Consider the following 21585-nt stretch of genomic DNA (forward strand, 5'->3'; position numbering starts at 1 on the left):
GCTTGAAGTATGCGCCGCCAAACAACCCGACACATGCTCCTTGACGATATCGGAACGCGAAAAATCGCCACGGAAAGCCGATTCCACCCAATTACTTAAGCATTCAGCGAACGCAGGAACTGTGCCTGGGCCATATCCATACCGTCATCGGCGCTATCGTCCATTCTCGCAGCCGCCACAGAGAGAGTACGGGCCGGCACGAACAGCGCCTTGTCGACGCAGACGCGGGCCGCCTGACGAACGATGTCGCCAACCTCGGTATGCGGCCACACCGGCAGATCATGGGAGGCAAGCACCTGTTGCGCGGCCTCGAACGAGACAGGCACCAGAATGCATTGTGACTGCGCGCGTGCCAGCAGTTCCTGAAGTTCGCCGTCGAGCGAGGCGATCTTTCCCGGCGAGATGTGCTCCGCCATGATGTAGCTGGCTGCCGCCACGTCGAAATCGCCGAGCATCCATTGTGCGTAGGCCAGACGGTAATAGGCGTACGCCGCGTCGTCGCGGTCAAGCGAGACGCGCAAGGCGTTGAGGCATGCCGCCCGGGCGGAGTTCCAATCCTCTTCACGCGCCAACTGGACCGCAAGCCTCATATGCGAAAGCGGATAGGCAGGAGCGTAGGAGACCATCGCGTTCAAGTGCGGCAATGCGGCTTTCGCGCCTTGCAATTGGGCCAGAATGTCGGCCAACTCCATGTGCGCGTAGAAAAGGTTGTCGGGAATCAGCACGGTGTTCTCGTCGCTGGTGGCGAAAAGACGGTTATAGACCACGCGTTCGGCATAGGAGTTGAAGTATCGTGGGGCCCCGGTCGACGCATAGAGCGCATCCACCTTGTCGACGGCCTCTTCAAGCCTTGAGATCGCCTGGTCGACCTGCCCGGAAAACAGCAGGTCGCGTGCCTTCACACGTTCTGCATCAAGCTCCCTGGCCACACTGAAATCAAGATCCGGTGTGTCGACCCCGTCGATCAAGGCGCTGCTCACGCTTGGCGCAAGCTTCGCCAGTTCCGGATCCCCGTTGGCTTCCACGATCGACATGGCTCGCTGCGCCTTGCCGACGCTGGGCAAGGAGCTCTCTTCGGCGATCCTGTGGAAATCACTCACGGCGCGCTGCAGCAGATCGGCGCGTTGGATGGAAAGCCCGGTGATGTTGTCCGTGCCAAGCACACGGCTGACGTTCCCGTTGATTTCCACATCGGCGAGTTCCGGCTCCTCCTGGCTTCCCAAGGGGGAGAAACGCTTGTCGCGCAAAGTGAATTGGGGATTGGCATTGCGGGGCATGGCGCCAACAATATCGAGCGAGGCACCAAACTTACGGTAGGTTTCGATAGGATGATCCAGCCCGTCAGAGGCGATGGCACGCATGAATTTCTCGCGCGTAAAGGTTACACTCGCCATATTGTGCGCGGTAGGCCCACTGCGCAACACGGCTAGCGGATCGTTACCATCTCCGTTTTCAGCGTTCTTGTCAATGTCCGTCTGCTGGTCGCCTTGCGGCACAGATATGGCGATGCTGTCGAGGTCCACGCCTTTCATCAGATCCGCGAATTGTGCGTCAATCTGTTCCTCACTGGATTGAGAATCATCGCCGTCAGAACCGACCTGGGAATCCTGGGCATCGGCGAGGCCCTGAGTCTCGCCAGGATTTTCATCCGGCATGTCAGCGCCATTGTCGTTCGTGCCATCAGTCGCACCGTTCGACGCATCGTTTTCTGTAGGATTTTGGTGTAATTCCGGTACCTGCGGGGTCTGTGCCGCGTCGGTCAAGTCCGTTTCCTGGCTCTCGGCATTCAAATCGGCATGTTCCTGAGGATCGCTGTCGTTTTGAGTTTCTATGGAATAGCCCGTCTCCCCTCCTCGGGGTTTTGCACCGACGGGGAGGCAAAGGGCATGGGATCGTGACCTGCCGCCACGGCACTGGCCTGGGAAGGGTCGCCGTGGATGTCGCCGTCCTTGGGGTCGGCCTTGGAGCCGCCCGGCCTCGCCTCCCCGCTTGGCATACGTTCGAATGCACCGAGAGCCTGGGCCATCAGCTTGGAAATCGCCGAATCCTGCTGTTCGACCGCCTCTTCCAAGCCCATGGAATCGATACGGATGGAGACGTTCTGGACGCTGTCATCGACACCGAAGCAGAGCGCGGCGATCATCAGGCCGACACGCAGGTTGTAACGTTGACTCATCACCATGCGTTCGTCGTCACTCAACGCCACCCAGGTATGCCGTTGCGTGTCATATCTGCTGGCCGGCATCATGGTGCGTCCAGCGGTGGTGAAGGAGACGGCCACATTGCCGAGTTCCAGATTGGAACGGAATTCGGTATCGAAACGATACGGAACCCGTATCTCGCGCAGCAAGGTGGAAAGGGCCTGGCGATAGACCCATTCGCCGCGCGGGGCCGCGCTAGGGGTATCGGTTGAGGAAACCTTCTTAGCGGCATCGGCTCCTTGTGTGGCATTTGCGGCGATGCGGTCCGCACTCCGGCCTGCCATCTCGATCATCCGAGAGAGGGAAACGGAACTCGACTCCCCCAGGTCGATACCCTGCTTCGGCAGGGGCTTCAGCGCCATCAAAGCGGGATTTTCAAGCAACGCATGATCGATCTGGGCTGCCTGGGCTCGCGTGACCGTGTCCTCGATAGGCAGCGCACCGGTGTGAGCGTTATGTTCCAGCCAGACGCTGACGGAGGCGAAACGGTTGAGATTGCCCTCGATGTTCAAGGCTTCAAGGGCCGGGGCCAGATTCAAAGAATCATCCCAGGTAAAGAAATAGGCACCGGAATAGCTTGAGGTATATAGATGCAACGGTTCGGCCCCGTGGACGGCCTCGAGTCCCGCCGAGGGCTTCAACGCGCCGGATTCGCGCATCAGATCGGCAAAATAATCCTCGAGCCCGGAAACGCGCAGGCCATGCGTCCTGGCTTTCAGGCTGTCACGCACACTGCGTCGAATCGCGCCGAGCGGCGCTTCACGGTTGAGCCTGCGAAAGATGTTGCCGGCGCCGAAACCGATAAGCTGCCCTCCGATTTGTGGGAGCATATAGGTGGCGAAGAAAGCAATGGCCATGGCATCCCGGTATTCCAGATTTAGCCGCAGCTTCTCCGGCAGACGGTAACGCATCTGTTCCAAGGTATAGCGGTTGCCACGCTTGAGCCAAGAAGCGAGCCAGGTCATCTGACCGAACACGTCACGTCCGACGATGCCTCCTTGCACTACGTCGATGCCCTGATCTTTGCTTCTTCCAAAAATCCCGACTCAAAACCGCCGTTTTGAACAGTTTCGAAAGGAATCACGGATTTGCCGGCCCTTCCTCCCCGCATCCTGGCATCATTCGAAAGCGAAAAATCACCTTCCTTGCCGAACACCAGTGCGGCATCGACGTCGTGCGTGTCCATTTGCGGGTCTCCCCCAGAAACACGCGCCCCTTGCCATCGACCAAAGCGACCTGGCAGAATTCATTCGGAGCGAGAAACACTCCGAGAGCGAAAAAACGTCCATCGAGCTGCGGCAGTTGCGCCCATCCCAAAGAGAGGCCATCAGGCACGTTCGGAAAATCCTCAAAGATCCGGCGTTTGATCATCGGCCCCAGTTTGATGGAACGATTGAGAAGCTCCTGCATCATGGTACTTGTCTCGTTTTTGCCCTCTGATCGCGCTGATAAAGCCGGAACTGCATCATTGACATCATGTTTGGAAACACCGCTGCCGACCATGGTATTCACACGATGCGCGATGCCCCCGGCTCGTTCTACAAACCTGCTGAAACCCGAAGAAGAGGCGAAATCATGCAAATGCTGTGCGAAATTGGACATATAGGTAATTGTTTCAATTCAGCCAGACATAAAGCTTATAGAATAAACATGTGAGTACTTCATCTGTCAGCAACGCACACCGCCACAAGACCGCCATATTCGCGCTTCTGGCGGCAGCGATCATACTTCTGCTCGAATGCTTCGCGTTCAACCTGCAGTTCTGGAGCACGCTGGGCGCCAGCCGCGATTCGGTTTCCGCGCTCAACACGCTCGGCCCGGGTCTGACCCGCCAGAAAGACGGCACGCTTCTGGTCACCGACCCGACCACGGCGTTTCTGAGTACGAAGGCCGATGGAAGCTCACCCTATGTCCGTCTCGATTCGGCCGAATCGACCTTCCGCTTCACCTCGCCTTCGCAGGTTTGGGGATTTGTCGATACCAGCCAAAACACGGAAGGCGCACCGAAAGGCAAATCAAAATCCCCGTTGACGTCCTTCCATATCCGGTTGGACGCCGCTGGACACGCCTCCCCTGTTCGTTCGGTTTCAACCGGCATATCCAATTCCCGCTATCTGCGTCTTCCTTATTTCAATTCGGCACCGCGGACGACCGACATCAAGGTCTGGGTTGACGAACCTGCGGGAACCCGCGTTGATATCACAGCAGTCCATGCAAACGTCCGGGTCCCGTTCCATGCCAGTTGGGGACGCGTGGCGGCGATGGTTGCCCTCGTCGCACTGCTCGCATTGTGGATGCCTTCTTCGGCACTTTGGCGTATCCGTCTGGACACTTCGAGCATTCGTCAAAGACTTGCCTTTGTCGGGTTCATGCTCGTCATTTCAGCGTTCGCCGTGCTCCTGATCGCACAATCGATCTGGACGTCCGGCTCGTCCGCATTCCGAAAACCGGGCAATTATACCTATGATTTCAACCAATATGGCCATATGGCAGACTCCCTGCTTCACGGCCGGGTATCGATAGACCTGCCGGTTCCGAACGCTCTCAAAACCGCTACGAACCCATACGATCCGCAAACCCGCGAAATGTTGCTGGACCAAGGCGTCACACCGATTTACTGGGATTATTCCTTCTATCGGGGCCATTGGTATTCGTATTTCGGCGTGCTGCCAGCACTGTTGATATTCGTCCCGTACCGTCTGGTGACCTCGCTGTTCGTGCCGGGCGGATTGATGCTCCCGGCGGGTGCAGCCGTGGTGGTGTTGCTGTCCGCCTTCGTGCTCTTCGGCTCCCTGTTGGTCATCCGTCTGCTGAAATTGATAAATCCCAAAACGTCGCTGGCCACGGTTTCCATGGCCATCACGATGTTCCTTTTGGGCTCACAGGCCGGCTATCTGGCATTCCGTATGAATTTCTATTCGGTTCCGTTTGCGGCCTCACTCTTCTTGAGCGCGATGGGTCTATGGTTCTGGATGGGTTCGGCAGGATATCAGGATGAGCCACCCCGGCGGCATATCATTGCCATCGGCACCGCCCCGTCACTCTCTTGGCCCCATCTTGCCGCCGGTTCGCTATGTTTGGCAGCAAATCTCGGATGCCGGCCGACTTTCGTTTTGGTCGCATTGCTTGCGTTCCCGATATTCTGGCCTCAAATTCGTGCGATTTTCGCCAAGTGCTCGTCCAAGGAAAAGCCCGGCAAACGCAAGGCCGTGATTGGCGCGCTGACTGCTGTTTTGTTGCCCGCACTGGCTGTCGTACTTCCGTTGTGCATCTATAACGCCGTTCGTTTCGGCTCACCAATCGATTTCGGCGAACGCTACCAGATCACCGTCGCCGACATGACCCATTACCGCAACTCTCTGACCAACCTGTTGCCGACGCTCGGCTACTACCTGTTCCTGCCATTACGCTTCTCCCGCGAATTCCCGTTCCTTGCCATCAATCCCACACCGCTGGCTTCCTGGAGCTACGCGGAGCCGTTGGTGGGAGGACTGTTCGTGCTGTGCCCCGCGCTCTTGCTCGTCGCCTTACTTCTTGTGCCAGGCATAAGACGACGTATCCGCCGTTCCGGTCTACTGCGAATCGTCCTTGCAGCCCTGCCGCTGGCCTTGCTGCTCCTACTGATCGATATTGGCAAAGGCGGCATCGGCTGGCGCTATATGATTGATTTCGGCTGGCTGGTGACGCTGGCGGCTCTCGTGGTGGCCAGCGCGATTCTCGGCGATGCCCGATCCTGCCGGAATACCACGCCTCTGGATGGGTCTTCCCCCTGAGCGATTGTAAGGAGTCGGCATCATTATCACAACGGAACCCGTCTAATCAGTTTGAAAGACTGAGGCTTCACCATCGAAGCGCATCCCGTGCCCTGCAGCCTCGACTTGACTGGAGATGCGTCGCCGTGCGTCTTTTCATGCTGCTGCTCGTCTTGCTGAGTATAGCCGTGGCGTTCCTGAACATTTTTGTCCCGGGTCGTGAAGATGCGCTGACCCGCACCAATCCGGCATTGTTCCAAATGATTGCCGCCTGGTTTGTCGTTTAGGAAAACGGCACTCGTAAGAAACATTGCCGTTTAAAAGTCTTGTTTTTTAAAGAAGCTGTCACTTAAAAAGCATTGTCGCCCAAAATCTCAAACGCACTCCAGTTCGAGCGAAACCGCTGCCAGGACCGCCCTGATATTGCGCTCGAAAACATCCGGTTCGGGCAGCAGCGAGACCGCCAGATAGCCGTTTTCGGTCATATCGAAGTAATAGCCGGGCTGGCCGGTCAGGTTGAAATCACGGATCAGGCGCAGCACGAGCGTATTTTCGTCGATGACCGAGGGGAAACGCAGCAGCACGTTCCAACCGCCTTCGGCGCGCAGCACCGAGACCAAACCTGCCTCATCGGCTTCCAGCATGGCATGCAGACGCACAAGATTGGCCTGTGTGCGTTCCTGCACACGATGCAACTGCCCGGGCACCGCAGCGAGCAGTTCCGGCATACGCGCGGCGATGATGTCGCTGAACGGCAGATAATCGTCGGCGATGATGTCGAGCCTGCGTTGCGCCTCAGCCACCAAATCCTCGGGCCCGCTGACCTGAATCCAGCCGACCTTGGCGTGCGGGGCGGCCAAGAGCTTGGAGAATCCGTCAAGGGCGAACGTCAACGCTCCCGGCTCTCCCGCCAACCTGCGGTTGCCTGCAAACGGTTGCAAAGCATAGTCGTAGAATACCTCGTCGGCGATGATGGCGACATCGTGCTCACGGCAAAGCCGGACCAGCGCCTCGCGTTCGGCCCCCTTGACATAGGAACCGGTCGGATTGTTGGGGTTGATCAGAACGATGGCTTGAACTTTCCGTCCTTTCGGGCTTTCCAGTAGTTCACGCAGCCATGCCACGTCGATGAACCACGACCCGTCGAACTGCAGCTGGTATTCGAGCGTATCCACGTTCTCCAGACCGCCGATGGATTCGATCAACGGATAGCCGGGCTTGGGGCCCAAGACGATATCCCCCGGATCGCACATCAGCTTGAACAGCCATGTATAGGCTTCGGATGTGGAGCTCAACAGGTAGAGCCGATCGGGATCGACGGTTTCAAAGGTGTCTCGTTGCGCAGCTGAAGACACAGTCGAGAGGTCACTGTCTTCGCCGACAATGGTCGGGACCTGAAGTCTATTCGTCTCTCCGCGGTTTCGCTGTGTCAGGAATTCGGCCAACTGGCGACGCGCCGTCAGCGGCCCGCGCGGCTCGGCCGTGTATATTCCGGGCACCTGACTCGGTGCGAGACCGTGTTTCGTCGGGTTGGAATCGTTGACACTACCGAGCGCGATCCCTCGGTTTCTTGCCTCGGCTTCGGCCTGGGCGATAGGATTGAGCTTGGTCGAGCCGACCCTTGACGAAAAACGCATGATCTTCCATTCACATCCAGAAATATTCAATACCGCAATATTCACAACCATCGTCGATCGACTGTTTCGCCTGCTACTAATCGAAAGGTCAAATCGTGGCCATCAACGACGATTCTATTGTAACTTGTCCGGCAAAACAAAAGTTCCGTCCGGCAGACAACCGAACGGAACCGAAAAATCAACAATCAGACCAGCTTGGTCGTCGCGTAATATGCAGCGCCCACGATGCCTGCCTCATTGCGCAGCTTGGCCTGCACGATCGGGGTCTTGATATCGATATACGGCAGGAACTTTTCGGCCCTACGGCTCACGCCGCCGCCGACCACGAAGAGGTCGGGACTGAAGTATTTCTCAAGCAAGCCGTAATACTTGGTCAGGCGCTTGGCCCACTTCTTGTAACCTAGGCTCTTCTTGTCGCGCACCGAGGATGCCGCGTATTTTTCGGCGTCCCCCTTGCCTTTTTCAAGCTGGATATGGCCGAGCTCGGTGTTCGGCAGCAGCACACCGTTATAGATGAGCGCGGTTCCTATGCCGGTTCCGAGAGTGGTGGCGATGACCAATCCCTCTTGGCCCTTGGCCGCACCGTACTGCTGCTCGGCGAGCCCTGCCGCGTCGGCGTCGTTGACCACGGTGACCGGGCGCCCGCAGGCCCTGGAGAACACTTCGGTGACGTCGAGACCGATCCATGACTTGTCGAGATTGGCAATGAAGTCAAGCGGCTTGCCGGGCTTGATCGGCGCAGGGAACGCGATACCGACCGGAGCGCCTGCAGGCACTTCGAAATGCTCCAGTTGCTGACGCACGACGGCGGCGACAGCATCCGGCGTGGAAACCTCGGGGGTAAGGATCTTCAGACGCGGCAGAGCGAACTCGCCCTTTTCCAGATCCACAGGTGCCGCCTTGATGCCCGAACCCCCGATATCAATGCCAAAGGCCTGTGCTGTCTCAATCATCGCTAACCCCTCTTGGTATTTGCGGAAAAATAATCGTTGACATTGTACCGCACTCGATGGCCAATATCAGCGCCCCGGCTCTTGCATCTGGGATCGAGGCGCGCAGCCTCCCTCACACCGTTATTTGAGCGGCGGCATCGGCTGCCAGTTCGGGTCGTGCAAAAGGCTGCGCGAATCGACCCAGCCCTTGACAATGGCCTTGAGACCGGTCTTGATGTGCTCTCGGTCGACGGCCACGAGGCGAATGACCTCCTTGATAGCAGTCAGCAACGTGCCCAATCCGAAGAGCGCCGGACGGTAGTCGCCGTGGGCCATGAAATAGCGTGCCATGTATCCACGGTTGCGCATGATGTGATACCGGTTCATGTCGGAGGTCGAGTTGAGCTGCCGCAAACCGGCGATGTCCCAGTTGCCGATATCGCGCGTACGCTGGATGATCTTGTCGTCGATGACGATCGGATCGGTCACCTTGCTGGCCAGATAGCCGTAGATCGTATCGTCCCAGTAGATGAAGAAGCGTGGGTCAGGCAGACCGATCTGTTCGACGATATTGCGGCGGAAGAGCCCGCCTTCGAAGCACATCGTGTCCATCGTGCGATAGCCGGAAGGACCGAATGCCGCGGGCGCGATGGGATTGGGGATGCCGAGCGGGACGATGAAATCGTACTGCCAATAGAAATCGCCGCCGTCGTAATCCAGACGCGAACCCTGAATCACGTCGTGCCGCGGCGTCCATTTGGCAAGCTGGCCGATGGCGTTGGGGAGCACCGCCACGTCGTCGTCCATCACCCAGAACCATTCGGCTCCCAGCTCGTAAGCCTTTTTCACACCGTTGGAAAAGCCGCCGGACCCCCCGATATTGCCTTTCTGCGGCGCATAGACCACACGTTGGGTGTTGCCGCTTTCATCAGGCCCGGTCTTGCCCCACTGCGCATCGATCGCGTCGGAAAACTGTTGCACCATCGCTTTGGTGTCGTCACTGTGTTCGTTGTCGACCACAATCACACGCCACGCAGGGGCGCGAAGCGCCTTGATGGAATCGAACAGCCTTGCCAGAAGCTGCTGCCTTTTGTAGGTCACCACGACGATGGCCAGTTTCTCGATCGGCGATGCCGTTGCAGAGACGTCTTTCTTGCCTTCGGCGCCATCGGTATTCACAGTGTTGTTGTTTTCAGTCATACCCTTATTCTTGCACTCGCACACGATGGCGGCAAACAGCCCGGAAAGAACGCCGGGTATCGTCGCACGTCGGACGGCGCATTCGAAAATTCATCAATATGTGCCAAACCGTTTGACTTTTGGGCATGCATACGGGTATAGATAGAACCGTAAGTTTCAGGGAAGGTGAAATCCCTTATTGGCGGTAACGGCACTGTCGGTTTCAAAATGACAGCATTGCCGAAGCCCGCGAGCCGTGAAAGCGGTTGATCCGGTGAGAATCCGAGGCCAACGGTAATAGTCCGGATGAAAGAAACGGGGCTCATCATGAGCGATATTTCTGATACCCAAAATCAGTCCGATTCCCATAAGCGGGACAAGACGCAATCCTCACATTCAACCGGTGTAGCGGACAAAGGCCGCTGGTCGACCCAACGCATCGCCATCTACGCGCTGTTCGTGGCCTTGGCGATGGCCGCCTCCTTCATCGAGTTCCCCATCATGCCTGGCGTGCCGTGGCTCAAATACGACCTTTCCGGCATCATCTGCCTGGTCGCGGGCTTCGCGTTCGGCCCGATGGCGGCGTTCATCGTCAGCGTCCTGAGCTGGATTCCCCACCTGTTCATGAATCCGTGGGGTGCGATCATGTCCATTGCCGTCTCCGTGTTCCTGAGCGTTCCGGCAGCCATGGTCTACAAGCGCATGCGCACCCGCGTCGGCGCGTTGGTCGGCATTCTGGTCGGCGTGGTCTTCGGCCTTCTCGCGGCCATCGGCGGCAACATACTCATTACCCCGATTTACGCGCACATGACCACCGCTCAGGTGCTCGCCATGGTGGTGCCGATTCTCCTGCCGTTCAATCTGATCAAATTCGCCATCCACGGCGTGGTCACCTTCGTCATCTACAAGCCGATCTCCAACCTCCTCAACCGCTAGGAATTGACAAAACATGACCACGGTTCCCGCTACATCCGCCGAAGCCGGACCTTCCACATCCAATGACAGCGAAGGCTCGACTTCGGTGTACCGTTCCGGCCACGTTTCCGTCACGGACGGCAATCCCAGGAACATACATCCCATTCGCGAAACCGGCAGCCCGAACGTTGATGAGCCAAACGATGCCGACGGTTCCGCCGCAAGGCTGGACGGCATTCGTTTCAGCTACGACGGCGGCAAGTCATGGGCGTTAAACGACATCGACCTTGATATCCGTGCCGGCGAACGCCTATGCCTGGTCGGCCCGAACGGATCGGGCAAATCCACTCTGGCAAGGTTGATTGCCGGTCTTGCCGCACCCGATGACGGATCGGTGACCCTGCTTGGCCATGATGTGTTTTCTTCCGGAACCCCGCACAGCGACCAGTACCGCAAGGCACGCAAAAACATCGGCGCGGTCTTCCAGAATCCTGCCGACCAGATCATCACCACTGTGGTGGGCGACGATGTGGCGTTCGGACCGGAAAACCTTGCGCTGCATCCGGATGAGATCACGAAACGGGTCGACGAATCCCTCACTGCTGTCGATATGCACGATTCTATCGACGACGACCCATCAAGGATGAGCGGCGGACAGCAGCAGCGCATCGCCATCGCGGGGATACTGGCCATGCATCCGCAGATGATCGTGCTTGACGAGCCGACGGCGATGCTTGACCTGGAAGCTCAGCATGACGTGCTGCGTGTGCTCGACGCTCTTCAGCAGGCCGGCACCACCATCGTCCATGTCACGCACCGGCCCGAGGAATTGAAACGGGCCGACCGCATCCTCGGTCTTGGAAACGGCAGATTGGTCGAGCTTTCGCAAACCCAGGCCGCATTGAAGCTTTCGGTGACCAATGCCGATGACACCGGCATGCTGAAACCCGATGGCTTGATTATTGACGCAAATCCGGAGAAATCCGCCAATACAGCCTCGAAGGGCCAGCAAACGGCGAATGACGATACTACTTCGACAGATATGGCGAATTCCGAGATTGCTCGCAGTGAACCCGCGGTGAGTTTCGAGCACGTCTCGTTTAGATACCCCAAGGCCGACAACGATACGCTGCATGATTTTTCGATGCGTATCGAGCAGGGCGAGGTCGTCGCCATCATGGGCCGCAACGGCACCGGCAAGAGCACGCTGACGAGGCTGATGACCGCACTGTCGAAACCCGATGACGGGACGATCAAGGTCGCAGGCATCGATTTGGCTTCGATGTCGCGTCATGACAAAAAAGCGCTTCGTTCCAGCATCGGACTGGTGATGCAGCAACCAGAGCATCAGCTGTTCGCCGAAACCGTACGGCAGGATGTGGCATACGGTCCGAGCAACCTCGGTCTGACGCAGCAAATCGTCGATCAACGTGTCAATCAGGCATTGGCGTTGCTCGGCATCAGCGATCTGGCCGAACGCTCCCCGTTCTCGCTTTCCGGCGGACAGCAACGTCTCGCCGCCATCGCCGGCATCATCGCCTGCGCCCCGAGCATCCTGATCCTTGACGAACCGACAGCCGGCCTCGACACTACGGCCAGCGAACGCATCTACGCGCTGGTACGGACGCTCAACGCGCACGGCGTCACCGTCATCATGATCACCCATTCCCCGCGTCAGGCGCGTCAGCTCGCCGACCGTGTCATCACACTTGGCAAGCCGATACAAGCCGACGACGACAAGAATTGTATGACAGTCGATTCCGAGCCAAGCATAACGTCAGGGCAAAGGCCCGAACCAAAACAAAACGACCAGAAGAACGATATCGCCCAACATTCCTCAGACGAGGAACATCTCAAATCATCAAGGACCGTTTCTGCAGGCAGCCAAAACAGACAATCCGCCGATAACAATCAACCGACCGACGAACGTCAATCTGGCGGCAGCAATCAATCAGCCAGCCCTAGAACCTCCAAAACCGGGGAGCAACCAAGCATCATCGCGCGTCTCGATCCCCGCGTCAAACTGGTCGTGTTCCTCGTGCTGATGTTCACCTCGTTCATGGTCAGCTCCTTGCCGCAGCTGGGACTCACCGCGCTCATGGTCATCTTTCTCGCGGCGACGGCGAAGCTGGGTCCCAAACGTTTGTTGCGTTCGATGCGCGGTTTCCTGATACTGCTTCTGGTGATGGGAATCGTCAATATGCTCTTCGTACGTACCGGCAGGCCTTTGGTGACCTTCTTCGACTTCCCGATCACCGACGAGGGTGTGATGGCGGCGATACTCTATACCTGCCGTTTCGGGCTCGTCATCCTGCTGGGAATCATTTTGCTGCAAAGCACGACGCCCACGGCGCTGACCGACGGATTCGGCTCGTTGCTTTCCCCGTTGCGTCGTCTCGGTCTGCATACCCAGGAACTGGCGCTGGTGATGAGCCTGGCGCTGCGTTTCCTGCCGACATTGGCCGACGAGGCGCGCAACATCATGGACGCCCAGGCCGCTCGCGGCGGCAGTATCGAAACCGGAACACCGGCTAAACGAATCCAGGCGATCGTGGCCATTATCGTGCCCATTTTCGCCGGCGCGCTTCGCCATTCGGACAACCTCTCGCTGGCCCTCGACGCACGCAGCTACGAGGAGGGCATCCGCCGGACCCATTGGCATGCCATGCATGTTACCGGCAAGGATGTGTGCTTCATCGTGCTGTGCGCACTGTATCTTGCGCTGCTGCTGAGCCTGAAAGCAGGAATCTTCTCGGTGGTAAGACTATAGGTGACGCCGCAAAGCGCTTTTCGGCAAACAAAAACAAGACGGCGAATTCGCCTCTTTCCCGACTCTATCCGGCAAATCCTGATAGAGTGGAGCATAGCTTTCATCAAACTGTTTCGCCTATCAAGGAGACGATATGCACGCATCACATAACACTGTAATAGAACCATTCGCCATCGAACACGCCACCGTGGCCACCGGCGACGACGACGGCCGTACCCTGAGCGATACCACCATCGTTGTGGACGGATTGGGCAAGATCCGGAAAATCGGACCTTCGACGGCCGTCGTGGTTCCTCCGGGTTATCATCGTCTCGACGGCACCGGCAAGGTCGTCTCCCCCGGCATGATCAACGGACACACCCACACCTTCTCGAAAGGCCGTCCGCTCGATCCCAAGGGCAGCACGCCCGAAGGCCAGCGCAAAACCGCGAAGCTGGTGCATTCCGCTCCAGGCAAATTATTCATGTATGAGACCAGCAAGTCCAACATCATGACATTGCTGAATTCCGGTGTCACCACGATACGCACCGTGGGTGATGTCGGCTACGAGGTCGTCGCTATCCGCGACCGCATCAACGCCGGGAAAATGGTCGGCCCGCGCATCCTGGCCGCCGGCCCGATGCTCGCGATTCCCGACGGGCACGGTGCACCGCTTGTGGCCATGGAAAGCACCACTCCCGAAGAGGCGCGCAGCGAGGCAGAATACAGTATCGACCATGGAGTCAACGCCCTGAAAATCGCCGCAACCGGCGGTGTCACCGATTCCCAGGTGCTTGGCGAGGCAGGCGCTCCGCAGATGAGCGAAGAACAGATGCGCGCCATCTGCGAGACCGCACATGCCAACGACATCATCGTCGCCGCCCATGCGCAAAGCGAGGAAGGCGTTCGCCGCGCGTTGAAAGCCGGCGTCGACACCATCGAGCATGGATGCACCCTGGATGACGAGCTGACCGAGCTCTTCCTTCACAACCCGAATTCGCTTCGTGGCTTCAGCGCTTTGGAACCCACGCTTTCGGCCGGGCTGCCGATGAAATACCTTTCGCAGGAAGCACTGAACATGACCGACATCCAGATGCGCAACTCCGTGCCGGTGGTCGAAGGCATGGTCAATGGCGCGAGGCAGGCGCACGAAGCCGGCATCAAGGTGGGCGTCGGCACGGATACCGCCATGCCGTTCGTCCCGCAGTACGGCACTTGGCGCGAGATGGCGCTGCTCGTTCGTTTTGCCGGGTTCACCCCGGCCGAGGCGTTCCATGCAGGCACGCAGGTCACCGCCGAGATCCTGGGCCTGGGCGACGTGACCGGATCGCTGGAGATCGGCAAATCCGCCGATCTGCTGGTCTTGAACGAGAATCCCGTCGACAACCTGCGTACGCTTGAGAAACCGCTGCTCGTGGTCACCGCCGGTCACCCAATCTTCCATCCGCAGGTCGATCGTTTCGATGACATGGAAGCCCAGCTCGACGAGGCCTACCAGTAAAGCCTGATTTGTTTTAGGATTGTATACAAAGGAATCCGCCACTGATCATGTGTATCAGTGGCGGATTTCTTGTAGCTTCTTTATCGGTTATATTCCATCCATGCGGATTGTCTTATTCACGCCTATCTCAATCATCGAATCAGAATATCGAGCTTCTCAATCATCCGCAGAAGAAACAGACAGGACATACTTGAAACTCAGCGATGGGCATTGTCCTGCAATGGCTCTCCGTTGACGTAGCGACGCACATTGGCTACGGCGATGTCGACGATATGGGCATCGTTGCTGGCCAGATGGCTGCCGCCGGCGATATGCGGCGTGATCAGGCACTGCGGTTGGTCCCACAACGGATGAGTGGGCGGCAACGGTTCCGTCTCGAAGACGTCCAGCCCGGCACCGCGGATGGCGTTGCGGCTCAAGGCATCGGCCAAGGCATCGTCATCGATTGCGTCGCCACGGCCACCGTTGATGACGATGGCGTCTTTTTTCAGCAGGCCAATCCTACGAGCGTCGAGCAGATGATGGGTGTCGGCCGCCCGCGGCAACGACAACGCGACCACATCGGCCTGCGGCAACAGCGAATCGAGTTCGTCGAAACCGTGCATCTCATCGACGCCGTCGACGGGCTTGTCGGCGCTGCGTCGCACACCGAGGGTATGCATGCCGGCACCTTTGGCGAGACCGGCGAAGTGCGAGCCGATGTCGCCGGTACCGATAACCAACGCGGTCGCACCGTTCGGCGTGAGTACAGTGCCTTCGTCCTTCCATTGATGTTCCGTCTGATCGCGCATATACCGGGTGAAGTTCTTCATCAACGCCCACATCATCGCGATCATGTGTTCGCCCACGGATTGGCCATAGGCACCCGTGGCGCTGGTGATCTTCACGCTTTCGGGCAACAGACCCGGCTTGATATAGGCGTCGACGCCGGCGCTCCAGGTCTGCAACCATTCAAGGCTGGTAAATTGGTCGGCGATCGCCGGGTCGAAATTGCCCAACACCGCCGTGGCCCTTCCACGCAGCTCCTCAGGAATCTGCGCCTTGACTTTCATGTCACCATAATTCTTGGGGTCCCCACAGAACTCAATAGGCACATCCCCCGCCGCATCGACAAACCGCTGCCTGTCCTTTTCATCGACAGGTATGCAGTTGACGATAAGCTTTTCACCCTTGTTGGTTTTGCCTGCCATCGACACTCCTTAATTAATATCAATATGACTTATTATTTAATAATACTAATCATTTTTGACTATTTGTCTTGAATCTCCCCGGACTTGTCGCCCGGCTCTTCTCGTCTTTTGACGTTGTCTCCATGAAGAATTCCGCGTATCTTCTCCAGCCTTGGTCCGATTTCACGCTCATAGCCGCGGTCGTTAGGGTGATAGTATTCGCGCCCCACCAGCTCATCGGGCATGTATTGCTGCGTAGCGACGGCGCCGGGAACGTCGTGCGCGTAGATGTAGCCTTCCTTGTTGCCCCACTCCTTCATGAGCTTGGTCGGCGCATTGCGCAGCCAGCGCGGCACCTGCCCGATCATGCCTGCGTCCACATCGGCGAGCGCCTGATTGATGGCGTTGTAGCTGGCATTGGACTTGGGCGCGGTGGCCACGGCGATGACCGCTTCCGATAGGATGATCCGCGCTTCGGGCATGCCGACCATGGCGACCGCCTGCGCGGCGGCGACGGTGACCTGCAGGATCTGCGGGGCGGCCATACCGACCTCCTCGGCCGAGGCGATCATGATGCGGCGGGCGATGAAACGGGGGTCCTCCCCCGCCCGCAGCATGCGGGCCAGATAATGCAGCGCAGCATCAGGGTCGCTTCCCCTCATCGATTTGATGAACGCCGAGGCCACGTCGTAATGGTCGTCACCGTCCTTGTCGTAGCGCACGGTGGCCGAATCCATGACCTTCGAGACGACGTCGGGGGTGATGGTCGGTTTGCGAGCGCCCTTCTTGCGTTCCTTGTCGCCGGTGACCGCACCTGCCGCAGCCTCGAGGATTGTCAGCGTCTTGCGCCCGTCTCCCCCGGCCATGCGGATAATCTCATCGATTGCCTCGTCGCTAGCTTTGACTTCGCCTTTAAGCCCGTGTTCGCTTCCCAGCGCGCGAGTGATCAGCGTTTTCAGGTCACCGGGTTCCAATGATTCGAGCTTCACGACCACCGACCGGCTGAGCAGCGGCTTGTTGATCGAGAAACTCGGGTTCTCCGTGGTCGCCCCGATGAAGGTGACGTCCCTGTTCTCGACGCTGGGAAGCAACGCATCCTGCTGGGACTTGGAAAAGCGGTGCACCTCGTCAATGAACAACACCGTCTCGCGTCCTTGCGTCACCAATCGTTCGTGGGCACGTTCCAGCACGGCACGCACATCCTTGACGCCGGAGGTGACGGCGGAAAGCTCCTCGAAATCTCGTCCGGATTGTTGGGCGACGATATAGGCCAGCGTGGTCTTGCCGACTCCCGGAGGCCCGAACAGGATAATCGAGCTCGGAGCGGTCAATGATCCTTTCGATGCGGGGCTGGCAAGCCGGCGCAACGGCGAGCCCTGGCCCAGAACCTGCTGCTGGCCCACCACGTCGTTAAGCGTCGTCGGCCGCATCCGCACGGCAAGCGGACGGGTCACGTCTTCAGGCGCATCGGCGGCGCTGAACAAATCATCGGTCATGGTTCCATCCTACACCCCATATTCGAACGTTTGTTCGCATATTATGCGAATCAAGTACTCTGCCTGTCAGTCAAGCCCGTCGTTATCGACACGATAATCCACAAAAACGACCTCACCGCTCTCTTGCGTGGCGTCGAGGTCGACAGTGCCGGTGATGGCCCAATTGTGATCGCCATCGGAATCATCGATGATCTGACGAACCTTCCAAGTATGCTCTTTGGCCTCGTTACGATCGTCCAGGATGAACAGATCGCCGCTGCGGGCCTTCTGGTCGATGCCGACATATTCATGCTCGTCGTAATAGCGTCCGAGGGCATCGTCCCATTCGTGCACACCGTAGCCCCAGTCCTTGTCGAGTGCGCCGAGTTCCTCCGGCCGGTCCTGGTCCATCAGCTGGATGCGACGGAACATGGCGTTGCGGATGAGCACGATGAGCCCTCGCCTGTCCTCCACCACTGCGGCCTTGCCACCAGGAGCCACGGCGCTAAGCGCGGCGGCCTCGGCGTCGGCGGCCGAATCGCTGCCTGCGTTCTCCCATTCGTCGACAAGGCTGGAATCGACGGAGCGTACGACCACACGCAACCACGAGATGATGTCCTCCAGCTCGTCGTTGCGTTTCTCTTTCGGGACGGTACGGGCCAGTGAACGGTAGGCGTCGGAAAGGTAGCGCAGCAGCGTGCCCTCGCTTCGCGCGATGTTGTAGCGGGCGATGTAGCCGGTGAAATCGCTGGCGGTCTCCACCATGTCGCGTACCACGGATTTGGGGCTCAGCTCGTAGTCGTTGGCCCATGGCACGTCATGGCGGTATTCGTCGAAGGCGGCGTCAAGCATTTCCTCGAGCGGCTTTGGCCAGGTGACCTCCTGCAGCTTGTCGATGCGCTCGTCGTAGTCGAGCCCGTCGGCCTTCATCTCGGCCATCGCCTTGTCACGCGCCTGCCGTTGCTGGGCTTTCAAGACCTGTTTGGGATCCTCGAGCGTCGCCTCGACCATCGAGACGACGTCCAGCGCGTAGGTGTCGGATTCGCGGTCGAGCAGTTCCAGCGCTGCCAGAAGGAAGGGCGAAAGCGGCTGGTCGAGCGCGAAATTGTCGGGCACATCAACGGCCAGAAAGTAATCCTTACCACCACGGCCGTTGTCTTCGGCCTCGATGAAGGAGGAGTCGAACATGGTCTGGAAAATCTCGTCGGCACGCTGGTGCAGATGTTCCTTCTGTTCGGGGGTCTGTGAGGAATCGTCGATGAGCCTGTCGATACGCTCGCGTGCGTCGCCGCCCTGCGCCACCTCGTTCAAGACCATGGAGTGGCTGATTTTCATATGTGGCACCAGCGTTTCGGGCGCGGCCTCGATGAGACGATCGAATGTGCCCTCGTTCCAGGTCACGAAACCTTCCTGCGGCTTCTTGCGCTTGATCTTCTTGAGTTTCTTCGGGTCGCCGTTGGCCTTGGCGATGGCCCGCGCGTTCTCGATCTCGAACTCCGGAGCCTCCGCCACCACCAGCCCTTCGGTGTCGAATCCCATGCGTCCGGCACGTCCGGCGATCTGGTGGAATTCGCGGGCACGCAGTTTGCGCATCTTGAACCCGTCGAATTTGGTCAGTTGCGTCAGCACGACCGAGTGAATCGGCACGTTGATGCCGACGCCGAGCGTATCGGTGCCGCAGATGACCGGCAACAGCCCTTGCTGGGCGAGCTGTTCGACCAAGCGTCGATAGCGCGGCAGCATACCGGCGTGATGAATGCCGACTCCGGTGCGAAGGAGCCGCTGCAGAATCTTGCCGAACGCCGTAGTGAAGCGCGTGCCTTTGATGGCCTCGCTGATCTCCTTGCGTTGTTCCTTGCTGGAGACTCCCGTGCTGGCTAGCGCCTGAGCGGTTTCCAATGCAGCGTCCTGCGAAAAATGGACCACATAAATGGGGGTATCGCCGCGGTTGAACAGCAGTTCGACCGTGCCGGCAAGCTGTTTGTCGGTGTATTTATAGCTCAACGGCACCGGGCGGGGCGCGTCATCGATGACGTCCACGTCGCTGCGTGTCATGTCTTCGAGCTTGTCGGCGATAGCGTTGACGTTGCCAAGCGTCGCGCTCATCAGCAGGAACTGCGTCTTGGGAAGCGTCAGCAGCGGCACCTGCCAGGCCCATCCACGCTCGGCGTCGCCGTAATAGTGAAACTCGTCCATCGCCACGCAACCGATGTCGGCATTCACGCCCTCCCGCAACGCCTGATTGGCCAGAATCTCGGCGGTGCAGCAGATGATCGGCGCCTCGGAATTGATACTGGTGTCACCGGTGATCATGCCGACGTTGTCGCGGCCGAACGCCTCGACCAGATCGAAGAACTTCTCGCTGACAAGCGCCTTGATCGGTGCCGTGTAATAGGAGCGTCTTCCGGTGCACAGCGCCGCGAAATGCATGCCAAGGGCCACCAGCGACTTGCCAGAACCGGTCGGTGTGCTCAGGATGACGTGATCGCCGGCCAGAAGATCCATGACGGCTTCTTCCTGATGCGGCCACGGGTCGATGCCCTTACTCTCACGCACCCATCCGAAAAATCTATCATAAATCTCATCGGCGTCGATATTGTGCTGCTCGTCCCCGCTGCCATCCCAACTCGGTGCCAGCTCCCCTAAACTCTGTGTCATAGCCCCAAGTCTATCGTCGGCTCGCTACTCTTCATTTTCATTTCAGCATAGAAATACCTTCAGCTAACCCACCATCTACAAACGCATTACCATCCATCAATGGAGCGGGGCAGGAAGATATGCGATGTTCTGGCGTAGGCTTGGCCGAACGGCCTTGAGTGTCCAGAACATCGCATATCTTCCTGCCCCACGGCCAACCCGATAAAGTATGTTCACAAGAAATGGTGACCACCGAAAAATCAATAGTCACCATTTTTATACGGTTCAAACCTACAAACTACTCATTCTCATGCTTCTGAGGTTTGTCCTCATGCGGATGCGACTTCTTGCCCGGCAGCGAAATGTCAGGAAACTCGACATGATCGGGTTCCTTTTCGCTTTCGGGATGCGTGGCATCGTAGCCCTGCATATAGCGGGTCTTGCGCCACTCATGGACCGAGGCGTTGGTGCCGCGGTGATGGACATGGTACTGACGGGGCACACCGCCGTAATGTTCCTTGTCGACTTCCTTGGCCACCGCGATCTGGTTGACGTTCGAGGCGTCCATGATGGCGATCGGGGCGACCGGCTCAGGCTCGGTCGGCGCGGCGGTGCGTTCCTGCATCCGGGTCGGAAGCCATTCGGCGAGCTTGGAAAGCAGCGCGCAGACGATGAAGTAGACCACGCCGGCGACCACCAACGTCTGCAGGATGTTGAAGTACATCGAGCCCAGACGGCGGGATTCCTGCAAGAGGTCCGTATACATGATGATCGAGCCGAGCGCGGTATCCTTCAACACCACCACCAGCTGGGTCACCGCTGCCGGCAGCATGGCGTAGATGGCTTGCGGCACCTCGATCTGCATCAGCGACTGCGTGGTGGTGAGCCCCAGGGCCAGCGAGGCCTCGCGCTGCCCGCCGGGCAGGTTGCCCACGCCGCTTCGCACCAGTTCGGCGACCACTGAGCCGTTGTAGAGAATCAGGCCGAGCACGACGGCCCAGTAGGAAGCGCTTTGGATGCCCATGAAGGAGAAGAGCCTCCAGAAGAAAATCATGAACATCAGCACCGGCACCGCGCGGCAGAATTCGACGATGACGCCGGAAACGGCCCTCACGATCTTGCTCGGCAGCAAACGGCCGATACCGAAAATCAGGCCGAAGACGACCGAACCGATAACGGCGAGCACAGCGGCCTTAATGGTCATCCAAAGCCCGGGCAGGTAGAAATCCGTCCATGCCTCGCCGTCAAGCGCCGGCTTCCAAAGCTCCCAGTCCAGCTGGTTTTCGCCGTCCGGCGGGTTGTGCAGGCGCATAAGAATCAGCACCACGAGGATGGCGACGATGATGCCACCGATCCAGTTGGCAATGCGGATACGACGTTTGCCTTTCGGCCCCGGCTCGTCGAAGAGGACGGCCGATTCGTTGTTGTTCTTGCTCAT

General features: G+C 58.5%; 13 protein-coding genes, 1 pseudogene and 1 riboswitch. Of the genes and pseudogenes, 5 read left to right on the forward strand and 9 right to left on the reverse strand.

All coding sequences use genetic code 11. The annotated features are described in order from the left end of the window. Nucleotides 1-95 precede the first annotated feature (95 nt). Both OZX74_RS05280 and OZX74_RS05285 read right to left on the reverse strand, forming a co-directional pair. Nucleotides 96-3223: pseudogene (locus tag OZX74_RS05280) on the reverse strand (tetratricopeptide repeat protein); the annotation flags it as partial. A gap of 58 nt (nt 3224-3281) precedes the next feature. Continuing rightward, on the reverse strand, nt 3282-3803 hold the full coding sequence (locus tag OZX74_RS05285; protein ID WP_277155943.1) for a hypothetical protein: 522 nt from the start codon (nt 3801-3803) through the stop codon (nt 3282-3284). A gap of 50 nt (nt 3804-3853) precedes the next feature. On the opposite strand from OZX74_RS05285, the gene OZX74_RS05290 reads away from it, so the two are divergent. Further along, the gene (locus OZX74_RS05290; RefSeq protein ID WP_277155944.1) at nt 3854-5974 is read left to right on the forward strand and encodes a hypothetical protein; all 2121 of its coding nucleotides are present in this window, start codon (nt 3854-3856) and stop codon (nt 5972-5974) included. Between the two features lie 125 nt (nt 5975-6099). Further along, nucleotides 6100-6240: a hypothetical protein gene (locus OZX74_RS05295; RefSeq protein ID WP_277155945.1), complete on the forward strand. Its 141-nt coding sequence runs from the start codon at nt 6100-6102 to the stop codon at nt 6238-6240. Nucleotides 6241-6327: 87 nt separating this feature from the next. On the opposite strand, the gene OZX74_RS05300 is transcribed toward OZX74_RS05295, so the two are convergent. The 3 genes from OZX74_RS05300 to OZX74_RS05310 all read right to left on the reverse strand — a co-directional run bounded on the left by OZX74_RS05300 (nt 6328) and on the right by OZX74_RS05310 (nt 9722). Beyond that, nucleotides 6328-7590: a pyridoxal phosphate-dependent aminotransferase gene (locus OZX74_RS05300; protein ID WP_277155946.1), complete on the reverse strand. Its 1263-nt coding sequence runs from the start codon at nt 7588-7590 to the stop codon at nt 6328-6330. A 185-nt stretch (nt 7591-7775) separates the two neighbouring features. Continuing rightward, nucleotides 7776-8543 (reverse strand): polyphosphate--glucose phosphotransferase, encoded by a 768-nt coding sequence (gene ppgK, locus OZX74_RS05305; RefSeq protein ID WP_277155947.1) that lies wholly within the window; start codon nt 8541-8543, stop codon nt 7776-7778. A 120-nt stretch (nt 8544-8663) separates the two neighbouring features. Next, nucleotides 8664-9722 carry a glycosyltransferase family 2 protein gene (locus tag OZX74_RS05310; protein WP_277155948.1) on the reverse strand — a complete coding sequence of 353 codons (1059 nt, stop codon included), beginning with the start codon at nt 9720-9722 and terminating at the stop codon, nt 8664-8666. A gap of 148 nt (nt 9723-9870) precedes the next feature. Then, nucleotides 9871-10023: riboswitch (FMN riboswitch) on the forward strand. A gap of 5 nt (nt 10024-10028) precedes the next feature. On the opposite strand from OZX74_RS05310, the gene OZX74_RS05315 reads away from it, so the two are divergent. From OZX74_RS05315 to OZX74_RS05325, 3 genes are all read left to right on the forward strand, one after another. Continuing rightward, nucleotides 10029-10637, forward strand: coding sequence for an ECF transporter S component (locus tag OZX74_RS05315; protein ID WP_277155949.1), 609 nt, complete (start codon nt 10029-10031; stop codon nt 10635-10637). 13 nt (nt 10638-10650) lie between these two features. Continuing rightward, nucleotides 10651-13386 (forward strand): energy-coupling factor transporter ATPase, encoded by a 2736-nt coding sequence (locus tag OZX74_RS05320; protein WP_277155950.1) that lies wholly within the window; start codon nt 10651-10653, stop codon nt 13384-13386. Nucleotides 13387-13519: 133 nt separating this feature from the next. Beyond that, complete coding sequence (locus OZX74_RS05325) at nt 13520-14866, forward strand: amidohydrolase family protein (protein ID WP_277155951.1); 1347 nt, start codon at nt 13520-13522, stop codon at nt 14864-14866. Nucleotides 14867-15063: 197 nt separating this feature from the next. Here the strand turns inward: OZX74_RS05325 and OZX74_RS05330 are convergent, their stop codons facing one another. From OZX74_RS05330 to OZX74_RS05345, 4 genes are all read right to left on the reverse strand, one after another. After that, the gene (locus OZX74_RS05330; RefSeq protein WP_277155952.1) at nt 15064-16056 is read right to left on the reverse strand and encodes a D-2-hydroxyacid dehydrogenase; all 993 of its coding nucleotides are present in this window, start codon (nt 16054-16056) and stop codon (nt 15064-15066) included. Between the two features lie 59 nt (nt 16057-16115). Then, the gene (locus OZX74_RS05335) at nt 16116-17531 is read right to left on the reverse strand and encodes a replication-associated recombination protein A (protein WP_277155953.1); all 1416 of its coding nucleotides are present in this window, start codon (nt 17529-17531) and stop codon (nt 16116-16118) included. A gap of 66 nt (nt 17532-17597) precedes the next feature. Further along, nucleotides 17598-20168: a DEAD/DEAH box helicase gene (locus OZX74_RS05340; RefSeq protein ID WP_277155954.1), complete on the reverse strand. Its 2571-nt coding sequence runs from the start codon at nt 20166-20168 to the stop codon at nt 17598-17600. Nucleotides 20169-20445: 277 nt separating this feature from the next. Further along, a complete protein-coding gene (locus OZX74_RS05345) occupies nt 20446-21585 on the reverse strand; it encodes an amino acid ABC transporter permease (protein WP_277155955.1) in 1140 nt (379 codons plus the stop codon).

The sequence above is a fragment of the Bifidobacterium sp. ESL0798 genome, assembly GCF_029395415.1.
Classification (GTDB): Bacteria; Actinomycetota; Actinomycetes; order Actinomycetales; family Bifidobacteriaceae; genus Bifidobacterium.